Here is a 16,461-nt window from a genome sequence, read left to right on the forward strand (position 1 = left end):
TGTGCTCAAAATGAAATGTTGTCGGATTTTTCTGGGCAGTATAGACGCTTCTAACCCCAAAGGGATACAACGGCGGCGAACCGTCCATTGTATCCCTTTATTTGCTTTATGGCAGAAATATGTTTTGCTGTCCTCCCAAATCAATCAAATCAGTACAGCCAATTGAGTACAAGTGGAGCCCAGAGGACAAAAACGATCGTCATAAGCACACAGGGGAACCAGCCCATTTTTAAGTATTCTTTCATGGTAAAACCGGCGGCGGAATAAGCGTAGGCGGGTGCGGGAGCGGCCATCGGAGTCGCGAAGCAGATCACCGAGCCTACGCCCACGCCTGCAAGGACGAGCCGGGGATCCATCCCCAGTGACACGGCCATTGATGCGGCGATCGGACCAAACACCGCCCACACAGCCAGGTTGCTCATAAACTGGGTGACGACCATACTGAGAACCGCAAAAGCTGTCGCAAGCACGACCGGATTCGTCAGAGACGGGAACATGGACTGCACCAAGCTTACGATCCAGTCGCTCATGCCGGAGGAATTGATTGCCGTCCCCAAGGGCAGTGTACCGGCGACCAGAAATACCGTTTGCCAGCTGATCGATTGGAATGCTTCTTTCTCGTTGAGGTATCCCATGCCGACTACCACTGCCGCAAAGAACAGGCTGACCAGATAGGGCTCGACGATCTTTGTCATGCTAACAACGACCATTAAAATAACATTTACAAAAAAAATCCCGACAATGATCTTTTCCTGCTGGGGTGTGTAACGTGACGGCTGAGCGTCATCCTTCAATTCTTCTACAGCGGCATTGCTCTTGAGCTTCTGACCGCGGCTCATAAACAAATAGTAAGCGACCAGAACCAGCCACATAGGGAACTTGATAAATGTGAAGTCGAACGGGCCGTAGCGCAGATCGGTCCCGACTTGCTCCAGATAGGAATTGAACCACATCAGGTAGGCGATAGAACCGCCGATGGGAAACATCTGAACCGAGGCCCAGTTGCACACATCTGCCGTGGGCTTAAGCAGCCTTTTGGCATCCATGCCAGTATCTTTGCAGATCTCCAGCAGTAGCGGACTCAGCAGTGCGATCGTACCGCCGGCGCTGGTCATCATGCCAATGACAGAGCAGGCGAGCAGAACAATCAGTGTGACACGCACTGAACTGCCCTTCGCATAGCGATTGACAAGGGTTCTGATCTTTTTTGTAAAAGAGGTTTTTGTAAAGGCACCGCCAATAATAAACAGTCCGTACCATGTGATGATCGTGGTGTTTGCAAAGCCTGCCCATGCCTGTGAGGCTGTGAGGATACCCGTCGCCTGAAGCATGACGGGAACCATGAGGGCTGTAAACGAAATCGGCAGTAATTCCGTAAAAAAACAGATCGACATGGCTAAGAGAATAACAAGCAGTATCGCGACTTGTGTTGTCATAGCGAGTATCTCCTTTATTTTCAATTTCAAATTAGTACGGGAAGTAGATCAAACCCGGTCAGGCCAGTCCTTCAGCGCATTGTAAAGGAAACGCTCTTTGATAAACGCGCTGTCGCCGCCCAGAACATCCACCAGGGCAAAGGCGAAAGGCAGCACGGTGGCGGGGCCCCTACTGGTGACCATGTGGTCGTCAAAGGTTACCGTGTCTGTGACATAGTTGGCCTCGGTAAAGAGCGGTTCCAGCTTGGGACCTGGGTAGGAGGTAACTCTGCGGCCCTTTGTGATACCCGCCTTGGCCAGCACGCCGGGAGCGGCGCACATAGCGGCCACATATTTCTCGGGCTGGGCATCATACCATTGCAGGAGCTGAGTCAGTTGCTGGTCGGCCGCCATATTGTCCGCGGCGCCCCAGCCCCCGGGCAGGACAATCATGTCATAGTCGTAGAACCCCTCCGTCTTATCTCCCATTACCCGGTCCGCAAACAGACGCATACCGTGGGTGCCGGTGACAATCTCCCCGCCATTGATGCTCACGCCGTCGGTTTCAAAATCAGCCCTTCGCAGGACGTCGATAATGGTCGTGGTTTCGCCCTCCTCAAAGCCGTCCGCAAGGATAACCATTACTCTTTTGACCATGATATTCGCTTCCTTTCTGTTACTAAATTTGATTTGGTTGTTTTTCCGAATTATCTGCCCCGATATTGCCAGAATATTGGCGTTTGGTCAACGGATTTTCAAATCTTGAAACAGTTTGGCCGTTTCAAAATTTGAAACAGAGCTTTTGTTTCATTTTTTGGAAATCTATTGTTTTTATGCTGATCTTTTGTTATTTTCGTGCAAAGGCTGTCAAGCAGCGGCGGACCGGTCCCGCTGCTGGACAGAATGACGGACGAACACCTAAATCTATATCAACAGGAGGAGCAGAACCATGAAAAAGAAAATGAGTCCCAAAAAATTCGGCGGCATCTTTATCCCTCTGTGTAGTATCCTGCTGGTGCTGTCCCTTGTAGCCACCGGAGTCATGCAGTATTGGAGTACTGTCATGGATGCGGTATTTGGCAGTGCCCAAATTTCCATTACTCCCGCAACTGGCACAGAAAACTGGGATACCGATTACTACAAGCTGAATGCGGCGGGCATGCCCAAAGAGCAGACCGCTCTGGATGGCCAGGAAGTAGCCCGCCGAGCCGAGGGTGAGGGCATTGTCCTTCTGAAAAACCAAAATAACACCCTTCCTCTGACCAACAACGGCTCACCCCTCTCCAGCAACAATACCCTTACAGTCAATGGACTTGGTTGGTCTTTCTACTATCCCAGTTTAGGCGGCTCCGGTTCTGGTGCCGTGGGATCCAATGATCTTGTTTCTCCCACAGAGGCTCTGGCTGCTTCCAATATTCTGATCAACCAGGAACTTTCCGACTATTATATGGACTGGTCCAAGGTCCATTACACCGATTGGCAAATCACAAAGGCCAACGGTTATCCCGAAGATCATGACACCAACACTGAGCCCCAGCGTCCTTCTATGACCAACACGTTCCGGGCATCCTGGGATGTTCCCGAGCTCAATGCCCAGGAAATTGAAGAGGCCTGCGACCGCTCTAATGCTTCCGAAAATAAGGTACAGATCCTTTGGCTGGGCCGGGGCGGAGGTGAGTACCATGACGCTCCCCGTGTTATGACCAAAGAGGGTGGCAGTGTCAATAAGTACGGCGTCAACCCCGATAAACACTACCTGGAACTCACAGATGAAGAGGAGGCGGCACTGGCCAAGGCGAAGGAACTTCGTGGACAGGACGGTAAAATCGTTGTCATTATCAACGCCAACAATACCATGGAGCTGGGCAATCTCCAGGATGATCCGATGGTAGACGCCATTCTTTTTGTTGGCGGCCCTGGCCAGCACGGTTTTTATGCGATTGGCGATGTGCTGTGCGGCACGGTGAATCCCTCCGGCCGTCTGGCAGATATTTATCCCGCCGATCTGCTTACCTCCCCCGTGATGATGAACTTTGGCAGCGATGTCTATTATGATGCTGATGGAGAGTTCGACAATCAGTACGACACCATGATCCCCTATCTTGATGGCGCTAAGGAACGGCCCATCATGTTTGTAGGTTATGAAGAAGGTATCTATATGGGCTACCGTTTCTATGAGACAGCGGCAGCAGATGGATACTTTGGTACCCAGACTCCGGAAAACGATCCCTACTACAATCGTACCAATGGCGTGATTTATCCCTTCGGCTATGGCCTGTCCTACACTACATTCTCCCAAGCAATTACTCAGGCAGAATACAAGGACGGAACATTTACCTTTAATGTGGAGGTTACCAACACTGGCTCTGTTGCTGGTAAGGATGTCGTGGAACTCTATGTGGAGGCTCCCTACTATGAAAATGGTATCGAGAAAGCAAAGGTAATTCTGTGTGGCTTCGACAAGACACAGATTCTGGAGCCTGGTAAGAGTGAAACAATGACCATTACTGTGGATCAGGAAGACATCGCCTCCTATGACGACACCGTGAATTGCTGTTATGTTTTGGATGCGGGCGACTATACCTTCTACCTGGGCACTGTGGACGAGACTGTTTATGGCAGTCACGCCTGGGCCTATGCCACACCCGCCGATTCCCAGGCTCTATCCGGTAGCGATAACGCTGTGATCTTTGCGCAGGCAAATGCCGTCAGCAAGACAATTATTTACAACGATGCGAACGATGGCCCTCGGGACAGTGAACGCTATGCTCACAACAGTGAGGGTACTGGCTATACTACCGCTGTTAATGCCTTTGAGCGGGAACTGACCGGCAGCAATTTGAAAGTTGCCAATGGCGACAAAACTATGAACCGCACCGCTGGCTTTGAGGCCTCCTGGCCCACCTCTCCTACTCCCGAGGACTGTGTGATGCCCGATGAACTGGAAGCTATCCTGATTGATAACGACTACTCCACCAGAGAAGCGACTCTGCTTCACGACGAGGATATTGATATGCCTGCCACGGGTGTGAATTCCGGACTCCAGTTGATTGACCTGCGGGGAGTGGACTTTGATGATCCCGCCTGGGATGCTTACATCCAGCAGTGGACCCCCGCTGAAATGGCCCTGCTTTTGGGAAAGGCTGGCTTCCAGACAGAAGCGTTCCCTGAATATGGCAAGCCCTCTACTTTGGACAACGACGGCCCGCAGGCATTCCGTCACCAGGCTCTTGGGGAGGAGAACGCTCGAATCGACACCTACTACATGACCGCTTTCCCCTGCGAGGTACTGCTGGCCTGCACCTGGAATGAAGACCTGTTGGAGGAGATTGGCCAGGCCGTGGGTAAAGAAGGTGCTGTCAACGATATGTCTGGTTGGTACGCCCCCGGTCTGAATACCCATCGCAGCCCCTTCAGCGGACGTAACTTTGAGTATTTCTCCGAAGATCCGTTCCTGGCCGGCAAGCTGTGTGCCTGTGAGGTTTCCGGGGCAGCCGATTATGGCGTGTTCTGCTACATCAAGCACTTTGCAATGAATGACCAGGAGGCATTCGCTCGTTCCTGGAACTGTGGTACCCATATGCACGAGTCTATGGATCGCTACCAGAATCCAGAGTGGATTCTGATGACCTGGGCCACCGAGCAGTCCATGCGCGAGATTTACCTGAAAGCATTCGAAATCGCAATTAAAGAAGCTACCACTGATTTGACCTATCTGGACAGCGAAGGCCAGGTACACACCATCGAAAACTTCCGCGCTGCCAGCGGTGTAATGGCCGCATTCAACTGCGTGGGCAATACTTGGTCCGGCGGCAACAATGCTCTGCTCCAAACCATTCTCCGGGACGAGTGGGGCCTCCACGGCACTGCCCTGACTGACTACGCTCTCCACGATTTTATGTACCCGGATCAGTTGATTCGCAACGGTGGTACCGCTATTCTCCAGTCCAACCGGAAAGATTTTGTAGATCAGGACAATCCCAGTGCCACCACAGTGAAGTACCTCCAGAAGGCCACGAAAGATATGTGCTATATGGTCGCCAATTCCAATGCCATGAACGGCGTGGCACCTGGCTCTGTCATTAAGTATGGCCTGGCCCCCTGGGAAGCCGGCTGCATCGCGGCAGATATCATTACGGGCGCCTTGCTCCTTGTTGTGATCGGCGTCACGGTCTATAAGGTAAACGACAAGAAAAAGCAGCCTGAGCGTTACTAATCTTCTAAGAAACAGCTTGCTCCGGCTTGTGCTGGAGCAAACTGTTAAATAACTACTTTGTTATGTAAGGAGTGTATTTACCTATGAAATGTCTTATCATAGATGTCGTATCCCCTGCCATCGCTGAAGAACTGGGAAAGTATATGGAGGTGGACACCAAGATCCTCCCCACTCAGGAGGAATTGGCTGGTATGATCGGTGACTACGAGGTCCTTATTATGCGGGTGGACCCTGCTATCAATAAGACCATCCTGGACGCCGCAGAGAAACTGAAGGTCATCGGCGTGTGCTCCGTGGGTCTGAACCACATCGACATGGATACCGCCAAGGCCAATGGAATCCAGGTCTTCAACGCTCCCGGCCTCAACGACAATGCCGTGGCCGAGTTGACCATTTCCAAGATGCTGGATATCTCCCGCCACACCATCGACGCCTGCAACGATGTAAAGGTGGGTAAGAACTGGGATAAATACAAGTTCATGGGCCGGGAGCTGCGGGGCAAGACTCTGGGCATTCTGGGCTTTGGCCGTGTGGGTCAGCGTGTGGCCAAATTAGCCCACGCATTCCAGATGTATGTGGTCGCTTACGACCCCTACCTCCCTGAGTATATCTTTGACCAGGAGGCCACCAAGGGCGTGTCCGTGGAGGAGCTGCTGAAGGTTTCCGACTTCGTCACCATCCACATGCCCCTCACTCCCGAGACCAAAAACCTGTTCAACGCCAAGTCCATCGCCACCATGAAGGACGGTGCGGTGGTGCTGAACATGGCCCGGGGCGGCATTGTCAATGAGGAAGACATGTACGAGGCTCTGAAATCGGGCAAGCTGGGCGGCTTCGCCACCGACGTCATGGCCAACGAGCTGGCCGCCGGCGGGCTGACTGAGGGTGCGGGCTTCGACTCCCCTCTGTTCGAGTGCGACAACTTTGTTGTCTCTCCTCACTTGGGTGCTCAAACAACAGATGCCGCCCGAAATATCGGCGCGCACATTATCAGCAAGATCAAGGTGGCCCTAAACTTAAAGTAACTGCTCATTTCCATTATAAAGAAAAGTCCCGCTCCGGTTTCTGTTGGAGCGGGACCCTTATTTCTATCTGTTCTATTGTTCCTGCGTTTGCTGGAGCAGATGGGCGTAGCATTGGGCAATCAGCCCACCGATCAGCTGGAGTTGATAGGGGTGAGACGCCTGGTCTTGCTTGGAATCAAACCAAATCACCTGGTCATGGGTGCCGCTTTGTTTTGCCTCTATATCACTGGTGATAAAATAAATTTTTGGTCGTTTGCTTTGCCGCTTAAGATGGCTTTGAGGCATTCCATAATCATAGTAGATTCCTGTAAAGCTGAAAATGATAATGAGATCATCAGCGTCTGCCGCAGAAAGATAGTCAATCTGCTCAGAAAAACGAACCTTTGTTGTTGAAACCTTCCCGAGCATAGTCAGGTCGCTCTGTAGGTTCATCGCCACTGTCTCGGCCTTTAGCATACCAAAAATAGCAACGTTCTTGTAGACGTAAATATCTTGTGCCAGCCGGTACAACAGCTCCATATCTAAACTGCTTCGGACTTTCTCCAGGCTTTCTTGCACTGCCGCTATGTAGTCCTCTTTCTGTCCCTGCGGTGTCGTGGCCTGTGAGCACACCTCGAAATTCAATGAGGTAGATGCGATCAGTTCCTTCAACTCCGTGTAGTCGCTTAGTCCAATATCTCTGCAAAATCGGCTGATAGAGCTGATTGACACATAGGTCTTTGCGGCCAAGTCCCGAATTGAGTCATTTTTGATTTCATCCAAGTGTTCCAAGATATAAGCGGCGATCCGACCGTTGGTAGAATCCTGCTTGCTGCTGACCATTTCAGATAGAAACATGATGGGGAGTTTGCTATAAAACATAAGCTTACCTCCTTATTTCATCTATTGTACCACAAAAGGATCAAAAAATCAGCGTAATTGCAAGATTTTGTAAATGTTTCAGCGAGAAACCACCTATTCTGGCACAAAGCCCTAACTAAGCAAATCACTTTTATCTGCTTTAGAGAGATACAGGTACTTGCGGATTAGGAACAGCAGGCCGACAGAAATGACAGTCAACAGATTTTCTAGCGGTGCAGTGTGCTCCACAATCATCTGCCGGGAAACCGCAAGAAGTATTACATCTACCACAGAATCAACAGAGTGGCTTGTAATCATCATAATCAGTTCAATTCCGATAATAATAAGACAAACATTGGACAGCTGATATTGTAAGTAAGCGGTACTATGGAATAAACTTTTCACATTGACACCAAATATCATTCCGATGGTGGAAATTAAGCAATAAACCAAAATGATTATACCAAGTGTCATCTCGATTACTTCCGCCGCACGAATCAGCTTATCCTGAACACTAAGACCCTTTAACTGCTCTATGTTCTTAATATTCATAATTGCGCACCATATAGCTGGTATGGAGAATTTTATGGGCCTTTTCACTGCCAGGTCTGCCCAGATACTCCTCATACACCTGTTTTACCAGCGGGTTGTCGTGACTCTTCCGCAGGGTCATGCTCTCGTCCTCGTCGTAGAGGGCCTTGGCCCGCAGCCCCTTCAAATCGGTGAAGTTGCGCATATCCGCCGGCTGGGAGGGCTGTCCGCCGCCGTTGACGCACCCACCGGGACAGGCCATGATCTCGATGAAGTCATAGTGTTTCTCTCCGAATTTTACCGCGTCCAACACCTGGGAGGCATTTTTGATCCCGCTGGCGCAGCACACCCGGACCAGCGCCCCGCCGATTTCGTACTCCGCCTCCTTGATGCCCCTGTCCGTGCCCCGGACTGCCTGGAACACCGGGTCGGCCAGTTCCTTGCCGGTGAGGGTCTCAGCGGCGGTGCGCAGAGCGGCTTCCATCACTCCGCCTGTGACGCCGAACAGGTGTCCCGCGCCGCTGGCGATGCCCAGGGCCGGGTCAAACGCCTCATCGGGCATTTGCTCGAAGAGCAGGCCGGCCCGCTTAATCATGTTGCCCAGAGCCCGGGTGGTCAGGGCGATGTCCACATCGGGGATGCCCTCCCCGGCGGCGCACTCGTGGTCCCGTTTGAGCTCAAACTTCTTGGCCGTGCAGGGCATGACGGAGATACAGACGATATCCCTGGGGTCCAGGCCCTTCTTTTCGGCGTAGTAGGTCTTGGCCAGAGCGCCGAACATCTGCTGGGGGCTCTTGCAGGAGGATAGGTTGGGCAGGAACTCCGGGTAGAACTCCTCACAGTACTTTACCCAGCCGGGACAGCAGCTGGTGATGATGGGCAGGTTCTCCCTGGTTTTCAGCCGCTCCATAAACTCGGTGGCCTCCTCCATGATGGTCATGTCGGCACCGAAGTCGGTGTCGTACACCCCGTCGAAGCCCAGACGCCGCGGGGCGGCGGCCATTTTGCCCTCCACATTGGTGCCGGCGGGCATCCCGAAGGACTCGCCCAGAGTGGCCCGGACGCTGGGGGCGGTCTGGATGATGACGTGCTTCTGGGGGTTGTCGATGGCGGCCCACACCTCGTCGGTCTCCACCACGGTGGTGATGGCCCCGGTGGGACAGGCCACGATGCACTGGCCGCAGTTGATGCAGGCGCTCTGCCCCAGCCCGCACAGGCTGTTCTCCTTGATAAAGGCGGCCAGCTCCTCGATGCGCTCCAGGTCCTCCATGGTGCCCCGCCCCTCAGTGATCTTGTTCAGCAGCTCCAGCAGACGCTTGGTACCCACCCGGCAGGGGGTACACTTGCCGCAGCTCTCATCCACCGTGAACTCCAGGAAGAATTTGGCGATATCCACCATACAGGTGTCCTCATCCATGACGATGAGCCCTCCGGAGCCCATCATGGTACCGATGGAGATGAGGTTGTCGTAGTCGATAGGGGTGTCGATGAGAGAGGCGGGGATACAGCCGCCGGAGGGGCCGCCGGTCTGGGCGGCCTTGAACTTTTTCCCCTTGGGGATGCCGCCGCCGATGTCCTCCACGATCTCCCGCAGGGTGGTGCCCATGGGGACCTCCACCAGGCCGGTGTTCCTGATCTTGCCTCCCAGGGCGAATACCTTGGTGCCCTTGCTCTTCTCGCTGCCGATGGCGGCAAACCACTCCGCCCCGTTGAGGATGATGGGACAGATGTTGGCATAGGTCTCCACGTTGTTCAGAATGGTGGGGCTCTCAAACAGCCCCTTTACCGCCGGGAAGGGCGGGCGGGGGTGGGGCTCGCCCCGCTTGCTGGAGGTCATGAGGGCGGTCTCCTCGCCGCAGACGAAGGCACCCGCACCCAGCTTGATCTCCAGGTCAAAGGAAAAGTTGGTGCTGAAAATATGTCTGCCCAGCAGGCCGCGCTCCTCGGCCTGCCGGATGGCTATGCCCAAGTGCTTTACCGCCACAGGGTATTCCGCCCGTACATACACATAGCCCTTGTCCGCGCCGATGGCATAGGCGGCAATGGCCATAGCCTCTATAACGCTGTGGGGGTCGCCCTCCAGGACACTGCGGTCCATAAAGGCCCCCGGATCGCCCTCGTCCGCGTTGCAGCAGACATATTTCTGCACCTTCCCCCGATTTCCACTGGCAAATTTCCACTTCAGGCCCGTGGGAAAACCCGCACCGCCCCGGCCCCGCAGTCCGCTGGCCAGAATGGTTTCAATCACATCGTCCGGGGTCATATCAGTTAACGCTTTGTACAGAGCGGCATAGCCGTCCCGGGCGATGTACTCCTCGATACTCTGAGGGTCGATCACGCCGCAGTTGCGCAGGGCGATACGGGTCTGTTTCTGGAAGAAGTCCGTCTCCTCCAGGCTCCGGACCGCGCCAGCGGCCTGATTCTCGTCGTAAAGCAGGTCTTCCACCCGACCGCCCTTGAGCAGGTGCTCGCTGACGATCCGGGCCGCGTCCTCATTTTGGACGTGGCTGTAGATGGTTCCCTCGGGGAAAATAATAACGTTTGGCCCGGAGCCGCACAGCCCCAGGCAGCCGCCCCGGATGACCTGAATTTCCTTGCGCAGACCGGCCAGCTTGATCTGCACCTCAAATTCGTCCGCCAGACGGCCCGAGGTAACGCCGCAGTTGGGGCCAGAGCAGACCATGATATATCCGCGATACATGCTTCTCCCCCCTTACTGCCTGGCGCCGATGGTGTACTCGGCGATGGCGTTGCCGCCCAGAAGGTGCTGGTCTACCATCCGCACCGCCTTTTCCGGGGTCATGCGCACATAGGTCGTCTTGCCCTGATGGGGCAGATGGACCTCCACCACCGGCTCAAACTGACAGATACCGACGCAGCCGGTCCGGACCAGCAGCACGTCTGTCAGCCCCTGCTTCTCCAGCTCGGCTGCAATGGCATCGTAGACGCTTTGGGCCCCGGCAGCTACGCCGCAGGTGGCCAGGCCCACCACCACCCGAGGACTTCCGCCCACCTCCGGGTCCAGCCGGGGCAGAGCCCGCTCTTTGACCGCCCGCAGCATATCAAAATTTTGAACCATTCCCTTTTCATCCATTCTTCCGCCCTCCTACTGATACTTGTCCAGAATCGCGTCCAGTTCGTCTCCGGTGAGGCTTCCGTACACGTCGCTGTTCACCATGATCACCGGGGCCATACCACAGCAGCCCAGGCACCGGCAGGCGTCCAGGCTGAACCGCCCGTCGGGGGTACAGCCACCGCCCTCAATGCCCAGCTTCTGCTGGAGCAGCTCATAGATGTGTCCGCCGCCCTTTACATAGCAGGCGGTACCCAGGCAGACGCTGATGTGGTTGCGGCCCTTGGGGGTGAGACTGAACATGGAGTAGAAGGTGGCGATGCCGTAGATCTCGCTCAGGGGCTTGTCCAACTCCCCCGCCACGATTCGCTGGGCCTCCACGGGCAGGAAGCCGTAGAGTTCTTGGGCCTTTTGAAGTGCTGGTAATGCAACGCCAGGTTCCTGTTTGTGCTGGATGATCCATTCTGTCAATTTTTGCTCCCGCGGGTCCTTTATTTCTTTACATTGACAGGTTTTCTTCATTTTATTTCCCCCTTTCAAAAAATAAGAACGTTAACTGTGAAGCACTGAAAAGACTGCGGTGAGCTTAACATTTTGGGCTTATAAGGAAAGGTATCCCTCCTGTTCTAAGAAAAATATCATAAGGCTCAGTGCCAATAAGTCGGCACAGCCGCCAGGACTGAGGTTTTCTTTGATATACTGCTGATCCAGAGCACTCAGCCGGGGATAGAGATCGTCTTTGTCTATTTGGTTCAGCAATTCTTGAGCCTGGTTCTGACATTTTCGGGCCGTTTTCACTCCGCCGCGATGGATCATATTCGTATCTGTGGTATTTGCCAGCAAGGCGATCAGGGTCATTGCGCCAGCGTCGTTCAGTGAGAAACCTTGCGCGGTCCGGCGGCGTAAGCTGGGAAGGCCGATATTCCTTATGGTTGGGAATCCCTGTGCTGCCTCTCCCCGTACTCCGGCAACCTGGTGGATACGGAAGCACCACAAACCATTTGATTCTGGTATGTTGTTGGCATTGAAGTCGGAAAGAGCACATTGCCCCAGCTCCTGACACAACTGGAATACGCGTTCCCTTGGGAGCGGAAATGGGTTTTCAGAATGTACAGCTCCAAGTGCGCCGCATAATATTCCCAAAGAAAAAATCAGGCCTTTGTGGGTGTTAACGCCTTTTGTTGCAGAGAACATAGCTTGTTCAGCCTGTTTTCCTGCAAGACGCAGGCGGAAGAATAATGTTGATGCCTGTTGTCTGGCATTGGCCCATCCAATACAGAAAAACTCCCGAAACCAGGGAGACAGCGCTGCACTGCTGTCTAAAAAGGTAAAGAAGTTCATATCTTTGTGGGACCCGGAGTTTGCTCGATCCACCAACCCAGGCTTGGGTGTAGTGGATACCTCATAGAGCAAAGCACGAGTAGCGCACGCGGCACAGCGGTCTGCGGCTTGATTGCAAAAAAAGTCTGTGAGAAGTTGGGCGACAACAAAACGGACTGCTTCCAGAGAATGAGCCTGACTGCGACCGCACAGCTTTGCATTTTTGCCGCACAACAAGCAACGGCGTAGAGGTAGTCCTAAAGCGATCCTGGAAATCGAGACGCCTTCATGGTCTAACACGTCGATGTCAAAAAGACGACCAAGGGGGTGATATTCTTCCAGCGCGACGGTACACTGCTTGACCTGTTTTGGGGGGAGATCTACACAGATCAGTGCCTCGTTTCCGGAAGTGCTTTCTGTCAGATTTTGGTCAATGATATGACCGCACAATTCCTGCCGGAGAAGCTCAAGTCCCACCTGAAAGGCCGCATGAGCCAAAGAAAACTGTTTAACAGCTCCTGGAATGTTCATGGTGAAGCTGATCAGGCAGGGATGTCCCAGCTTCAGGAATTCCCGCTGGCGTTGACGCCGATCTGTCCGACTTTGCAGGACTTCTTCCGCCGTGAGAACCGTGCCGTCAAAAATGCGTTCAAGCTCCATATCGCGCCCCCTAAAATGCCGTTTTCAAATAAGCTCCGGTCGTCTCAGGCACCAGAGACAGGACCTCCTCACATACACCCTTTTCCCGCAGAAGCCGACGGACCCGAGAAGCGCTGATCACATCTTCTCCGAAACAAATACGAGGAATCTCACAAAACTCAACGCCGTATTGAGGCAATATCCGTTTCATCGCCTGATTATAGCGATTTGTGGTTGGATCCAAGGGTTCCTGTCCCGCAAAGCGTTTTGTGATATGGAGTGGGGGAGCGATACACTGCGCAAAAAGCGTGACGTCCAACTCACTCTGCAACGCGGCGGCATCCTCTCCAGCCTTCAGGAAGTAGGTGGGAAAGGTGGCGGAGGAGATCATGTAGTGTCCGCTGAGGTGGACCCGTACATTGGACAGATGGGCAGTTCCCTCGCGGACAAGGCGCAGGCGGACGTCCGTGGGGAAGTCAGATCGATTCTCCTCTACCACAAACAGGTACAGGATATCACAGTGAGACGCGGCATACTCCGCCAGCGCCCGGTGTCCAAGGGTAAAGGGGTTGCAGTTCATTACGATCGCGCCGGCTGTTTTTTCCTCATCCCCGGGCTGCCGCATAGGAGCAGTGAAGACCTGGGGGCCATTGGGCCTGTTCTCCAAAAGGACAAGTTGTTCCGTGCGCACAACGGGAGAGAAACCGCAGTTGGAAAACATAGCCTCATTTTTGGCCCGAGTGATAATGAACAGCTCATAGAATCCAGTGGCAAAGCGGTTCTGAACCAATGCGGAAACCAGCAGTCCCAGGATATTCTGTCCCCGAAGACTGGGCTCCACCGCAAAGCATTTCAGAAGAGAACCGGCGGCGCAGCCGCAGGCTACCAGTGTGTCATTTTCATCAAAAACGCCGAACGCGGCCCGGATATCCGCCTCATAGGTCAGTTGATTCTTCGCCAGAAAAGCAGCCAGAAGTTCCTTATCCTGGGGATATTGCAGCTGGAGTTGCGCCACACGATATTCTTCTCTCATAGCGGGGACCTCTTACACAAAGCCATACAGTTCTTTCGGATTGTCCGCCAGCGCCAGTTGGCGGGCTTTTTTTGTGGGAAGCCATGTAGCAATCATTTCGGTAAGGACCACCTCGTCCGGTTTGATCTTCTCGGTAACATGGGGGAAGTCGCTGCCCCACACCACCCGCTCAGGGGCAAACTCGGCGATAGCGACAGCGGTCCGGGTGGCGTCCTCCCAGGGCTCGCCGGTTTTGGTGTTGAGATAGGGGCCTGACAGCTTGACCCAGGTATTGCCCTTGTCGATCATCTCCTGGATGAAGGGGTAGGCCGGGTCCTTGACGCCCAGCGCCGGGTCCAGGCGGCCCATGTGGTCAATGACCACCTTGCAATCCAACCTGCGGATGATATCGGCCCACTTTACCAGCTGTGCGGCGCCCATGTGCAGCTGCATGTTCCAGTCCAAGTGCTTGACCCGCTCGCTCAGGGGGGCGCAATCGTCAAAGGAGACCACGGCGTTGTCAGGATTCCATACGCTGAAGCGCAAGCCCCGGACGCCGCCGTTGTGCAACTGCTCCAGCCCCTGGTCGGAAATGGTGTTGTTTACCACCGCAATACCGCGGGCGTTGTCCGGCCCGAATTTTTGGATAGCATCCAGCAGACAGGCGTTGTCCAGTGCAAAGGGCTTGGCCTGGACAAAAACAGCCCGAGGCAAGCGGAGCTTGTTGACCAGAGCCTGATAGGTTTCCACAGTCCCGATCTGGCTGGCGGCCTTGCCGTCATTAGGAAAGGCGGGATCAATGATGTGCAGATGAACGTTACAGGCGTCAGCAGGCATTTCAAACGGAAGAGAAACGGTTGTACAGTCCATAAAAAGCACCTCTTTCTGCTAAAATAATACCTTCATTGTATCATTTCGCATTGTCCGTGAAAAGCATAGATATTGCGAAAACCTGCAACTGATTGTTGCGGGCTGAACACTGATTTTCTGCAACTAAAATGTTCATATATATAAAAATATAGTGCTTTTCTATTGCGGATAATGAGAGTATATTTTGATATGAGCAAAAGAACGAAAGCTGACCATGTACAAACCTAAAAATTTTCTAAAACGACGAAACAAAGGAGAATGATTATGGGGAAGACAGCGATCGTAAAAATTATGGAGCGGGCTGCCAGCCGCTCGGTCCAGGTGGGGGAACGGGTCTGGTGCAAGGTGGACCTGGCCTCCGCCCGGGACTTCGGCGGGGCCAACTGCGTGCTACAGTTCGAGAAGGAGATGGGGATGGACGCCAAGGTCTGGGATCCGGACAAGGTGGCCTATACCTTTGACCTTCAGGCCCCCTCCCATTCGGAGAAAGTGTCCAACAACCAGAAAATCATCCGGGAGTTTGCCAAGCGCCAGGGAATCAAGCATGTCTTCGACATCAACCACGGCATCGGCCAGCACGTTATGCTGGAGGCAGGATTGATTAAGCCGGGCGATGTGGTGCTGGGGACGGACAGCCACATGAACCTTCTGGGCGCGGTGGGCGCTTTCGCCACCGGCGTGGGCAACTCCGACGTGGCCGCCGCCTATATCAACGGCACCAGCTGGTTCCGAGTTCCCGAGACCATGAAGATCGTGGTAACCGGCAAGTTTCAGAAGGGCGTCTGTATGCGGGACCTGCTGACCAGGATCGTGGGCGACCTGGGGGCCGGCGGCATGGACTACCTGGCGGTGGAGTTTGCCGGCGAGACCATCGACAGCGCCTCCCTGGCCGAGCGGATCACCCTGTGCTCCATGGTCACCGAGATGAGCGGAAAGGTCCCCCTCATCATGCCCAGCGGCGAAGTACTGGACTGGCTAGTGGAGCGGGCCGGCAATGAGGTGCTGGAACGGGTGAAGGCCCTGTCCGCCGACCCGGACGCGGAGTACTGCAAGGTGCTGAAGTACGATGTCAGCGACCTGACACCCATGGCCTCCTGCCCCGACGCCCCGGACAATGTCAAGCCGGTCACCGAGGTAGCCGGGACCCATGTGGATCAGGTACATATCGGCTCCTGCTCCAACGGCCGCTACGAGGATATCAAGGCCGCCCATACCGTGCTGATGGCCGGCGGCGGTACGGTGAGCCCTACCTGCCGGACTATCATTACCCCAAGCACTACCGAGGTGCAGATGCAATGCGTAAAGGAGGGGCTGGTCTTCGACTTCCTGGCCGCTGGTGTGGTGTTCACCAATCCCACCTGTGCCCTGTGTACCGCTGAACACTACGGGGCTCTCCCCGCTGGAGATGTGGGTGTGGCCACCAACAACCGCAACTTTATCGGTAAGGTGGGCAAGGGCAGCCACACCTATTTGCTTTCTCCCATGGCCGCTATGGCCACTGCTATAAGAGGCTGCATTAC

At 54.2% G+C, this 16,461-nt stretch carries 13 protein-coding genes and 1 pseudogene; 3 read left to right on the plus strand and 11 right to left on the minus strand.

Features of this window, described 5'->3' with window-relative positions:
- Positions 1-149: 149 nt before the first annotated feature.
- Both D1646_RS11025 and D1646_RS11030 read right to left on the minus strand, forming a co-directional pair.
- On the minus strand, positions 150-1,436 hold the full coding sequence (locus tag D1646_RS11025; RefSeq protein WP_160636507.1) for an SLC13 family permease: 1,287 nt from the start codon (positions 1,434-1,436) through the stop codon (positions 150-152).
- A gap of 48 nt (positions 1,437-1,484) precedes the next feature.
- The gene (locus D1646_RS11030; RefSeq protein ID WP_160636508.1) at positions 1,485-2,072 is read right to left on the minus strand and encodes a DJ-1 family glyoxalase III; all 588 of its coding nucleotides are present in this window, start codon (positions 2,070-2,072) and stop codon (positions 1,485-1,487) included.
- A 292-nt stretch (positions 2,073-2,364) separates the two neighbouring features.
- Here D1646_RS11030 and D1646_RS11035 point away from each other — a divergent pair, with 292 nt between their 5' ends.
- Positions 2,365-5,631 carry a glycoside hydrolase family 3 C-terminal domain-containing protein gene (locus D1646_RS11035; RefSeq protein ID WP_160636509.1) on the plus strand — a complete coding sequence of 1,089 codons (3,267 nt, stop codon included), beginning with the start codon at positions 2,365-2,367 and terminating at the stop codon, positions 5,629-5,631.
- A gap of 83 nt (positions 5,632-5,714) precedes the next feature.
- Positions 5,715-6,656 (plus strand): D-2-hydroxyacid dehydrogenase, encoded by a 942-nt coding sequence (locus D1646_RS11040; protein ID WP_160636510.1) that lies wholly within the window; start codon positions 5,715-5,717, stop codon positions 6,654-6,656.
- A gap of 72 nt (positions 6,657-6,728) precedes the next feature.
- On the opposite strand, the gene D1646_RS11045 is transcribed toward D1646_RS11040, so the two are convergent.
- The 9 genes and pseudogenes from D1646_RS11045 to D1646_RS11080 form a co-directional block, all read right to left on the minus strand.
- Entirely contained in the window at positions 6,729-7,517 is a 789-nt protein-coding gene (locus D1646_RS11045; RefSeq protein ID WP_160636511.1) for a MurR/RpiR family transcriptional regulator, read from the minus strand.
- A 111-nt stretch (positions 7,518-7,628) separates the two neighbouring features.
- Positions 7,629-8,048 (minus strand): hypothetical protein, encoded by a 420-nt coding sequence (locus D1646_RS11050; RefSeq protein WP_160636512.1) that lies wholly within the window; start codon positions 8,046-8,048, stop codon positions 7,629-7,631.
- Positions 8,038-8,232, minus strand: coding sequence for an iron hydrogenase small subunit (locus D1646_RS23235; protein ID WP_279279938.1), 195 nt, complete (start codon positions 8,230-8,232; stop codon positions 8,038-8,040). The genes D1646_RS11050 and D1646_RS23235 overlap by 11 nt, the downstream gene beginning before the upstream one ends.
- 24 nt (positions 8,233-8,256) lie before the next feature.
- Positions 8,257-10,728 (minus strand): annotated as a pseudogene (locus D1646_RS11055) ([FeFe] hydrogenase, group A); the annotation flags it as partial.
- A gap of 12 nt (positions 10,729-10,740) precedes the next feature.
- Positions 10,741-11,121: a (2Fe-2S) ferredoxin domain-containing protein gene (locus D1646_RS11060; protein ID WP_243154130.1), complete on the minus strand. Its 381-nt coding sequence runs from the start codon at positions 11,119-11,121 to the stop codon at positions 10,741-10,743.
- A gap of 12 nt (positions 11,122-11,133) precedes the next feature.
- On the minus strand, positions 11,134-11,622 hold the full coding sequence (locus D1646_RS11065) for an NAD(P)H-dependent oxidoreductase subunit E (protein ID WP_160636514.1): 489 nt from the start codon (positions 11,620-11,622) through the stop codon (positions 11,134-11,136).
- A gap of 78 nt (positions 11,623-11,700) precedes the next feature.
- Positions 11,701-13,080, minus strand: coding sequence for a triphosphoribosyl-dephospho-CoA synthase CitG (gene citG / locus D1646_RS11070; protein WP_160636515.1), 1,380 nt, complete (start codon positions 13,078-13,080; stop codon positions 11,701-11,703).
- Between the two features lie 10 nt (positions 13,081-13,090).
- On the minus strand, positions 13,091-14,092 hold the full coding sequence (citC, locus tag D1646_RS11075; protein ID WP_160636516.1) for a [citrate (pro-3S)-lyase] ligase: 1,002 nt from the start codon (positions 14,090-14,092) through the stop codon (positions 13,091-13,093).
- Between the two features lie 12 nt (positions 14,093-14,104).
- Positions 14,105-14,941, minus strand: coding sequence for an amidohydrolase family protein (locus D1646_RS11080; protein ID WP_160636517.1), 837 nt, complete (start codon positions 14,939-14,941; stop codon positions 14,105-14,107).
- Between the two features lie 264 nt (positions 14,942-15,205).
- Here D1646_RS11080 and D1646_RS11085 point away from each other — a divergent pair.
- The coding region (locus D1646_RS11085; protein WP_160636518.1) for an aconitase/3-isopropylmalate dehydratase large subunit family protein at positions 15,206-16,461 on the plus strand (1,256 nt) is incomplete at its 3' end.

The organism is Pseudoflavonifractor sp. 60 (assembly GCF_009911645.1).
Classification (GTDB): domain Bacteria; phylum Bacillota; class Clostridia; order Oscillospirales; family Oscillospiraceae; genus Lawsonibacter.

Coding starts and splice junctions, on each gene's coding strand:
- D1646_RS11025 (WP_160636507.1), bottom strand. CDS start 1,436: ATGACAACACAAGTCGCGATACTGCTTGTTATTCTCTTAGCCATGTCG.
- D1646_RS11030 (WP_160636508.1), bottom strand. CDS start 2,072: ATGGTCAAAAGAGTAATGGTTATCCTTGCGGACGGCTTTGAGGAGGGC.
- D1646_RS11035 (WP_160636509.1), top strand. CDS start 2,365: ATGAAAAAGAAAATGAGTCCCAAAAAATTCGGCGGCATCTTTATCCCT.
- D1646_RS11040 (WP_160636510.1), top strand. CDS start 5,715: ATGAAATGTCTTATCATAGATGTCGTATCCCCTGCCATCGCTGAAGAA.
- D1646_RS11045 (WP_160636511.1), bottom strand. CDS start 7,517: ATGTTTTATAGCAAACTCCCCATCATGTTTCTATCTGAAATGGTCAGC.
- D1646_RS11050 (WP_160636512.1), bottom strand. CDS start 8,048: ATGAATATTAAGAACATAGAGCAGTTAAAGGGTCTTAGTGTTCAGGAT.
- D1646_RS23235 (WP_279279938.1), bottom strand. CDS start 8,232: ATGCGCAACTTCACCGATTTGAAGGGGCTGCGGGCCAAGGCCCTCTAC.
- D1646_RS11060 (WP_243154130.1), bottom strand. CDS start 11,121: ATGGATGAAAAGGGAATGGTTCAAAATTTTGATATGCTGCGGGCGGTC.
- D1646_RS11065 (WP_160636514.1), bottom strand. CDS start 11,622: ATGAAGAAAACCTGTCAATGTAAAGAAATAAAGGACCCGCGGGAGCAA.
- citG (WP_160636515.1), bottom strand. CDS start 13,080: ATGGAGCTTGAACGCATTTTTGACGGCACGGTTCTCACGGCGGAAGAA.
- citC (WP_160636516.1), bottom strand. CDS start 14,092: ATGAGAGAAGAATATCGTGTGGCGCAACTCCAGCTGCAATATCCCCAG.
- D1646_RS11080 (WP_160636517.1), bottom strand. CDS start 14,941: ATGGACTGTACAACCGTTTCTCTTCCGTTTGAAATGCCTGCTGACGCC.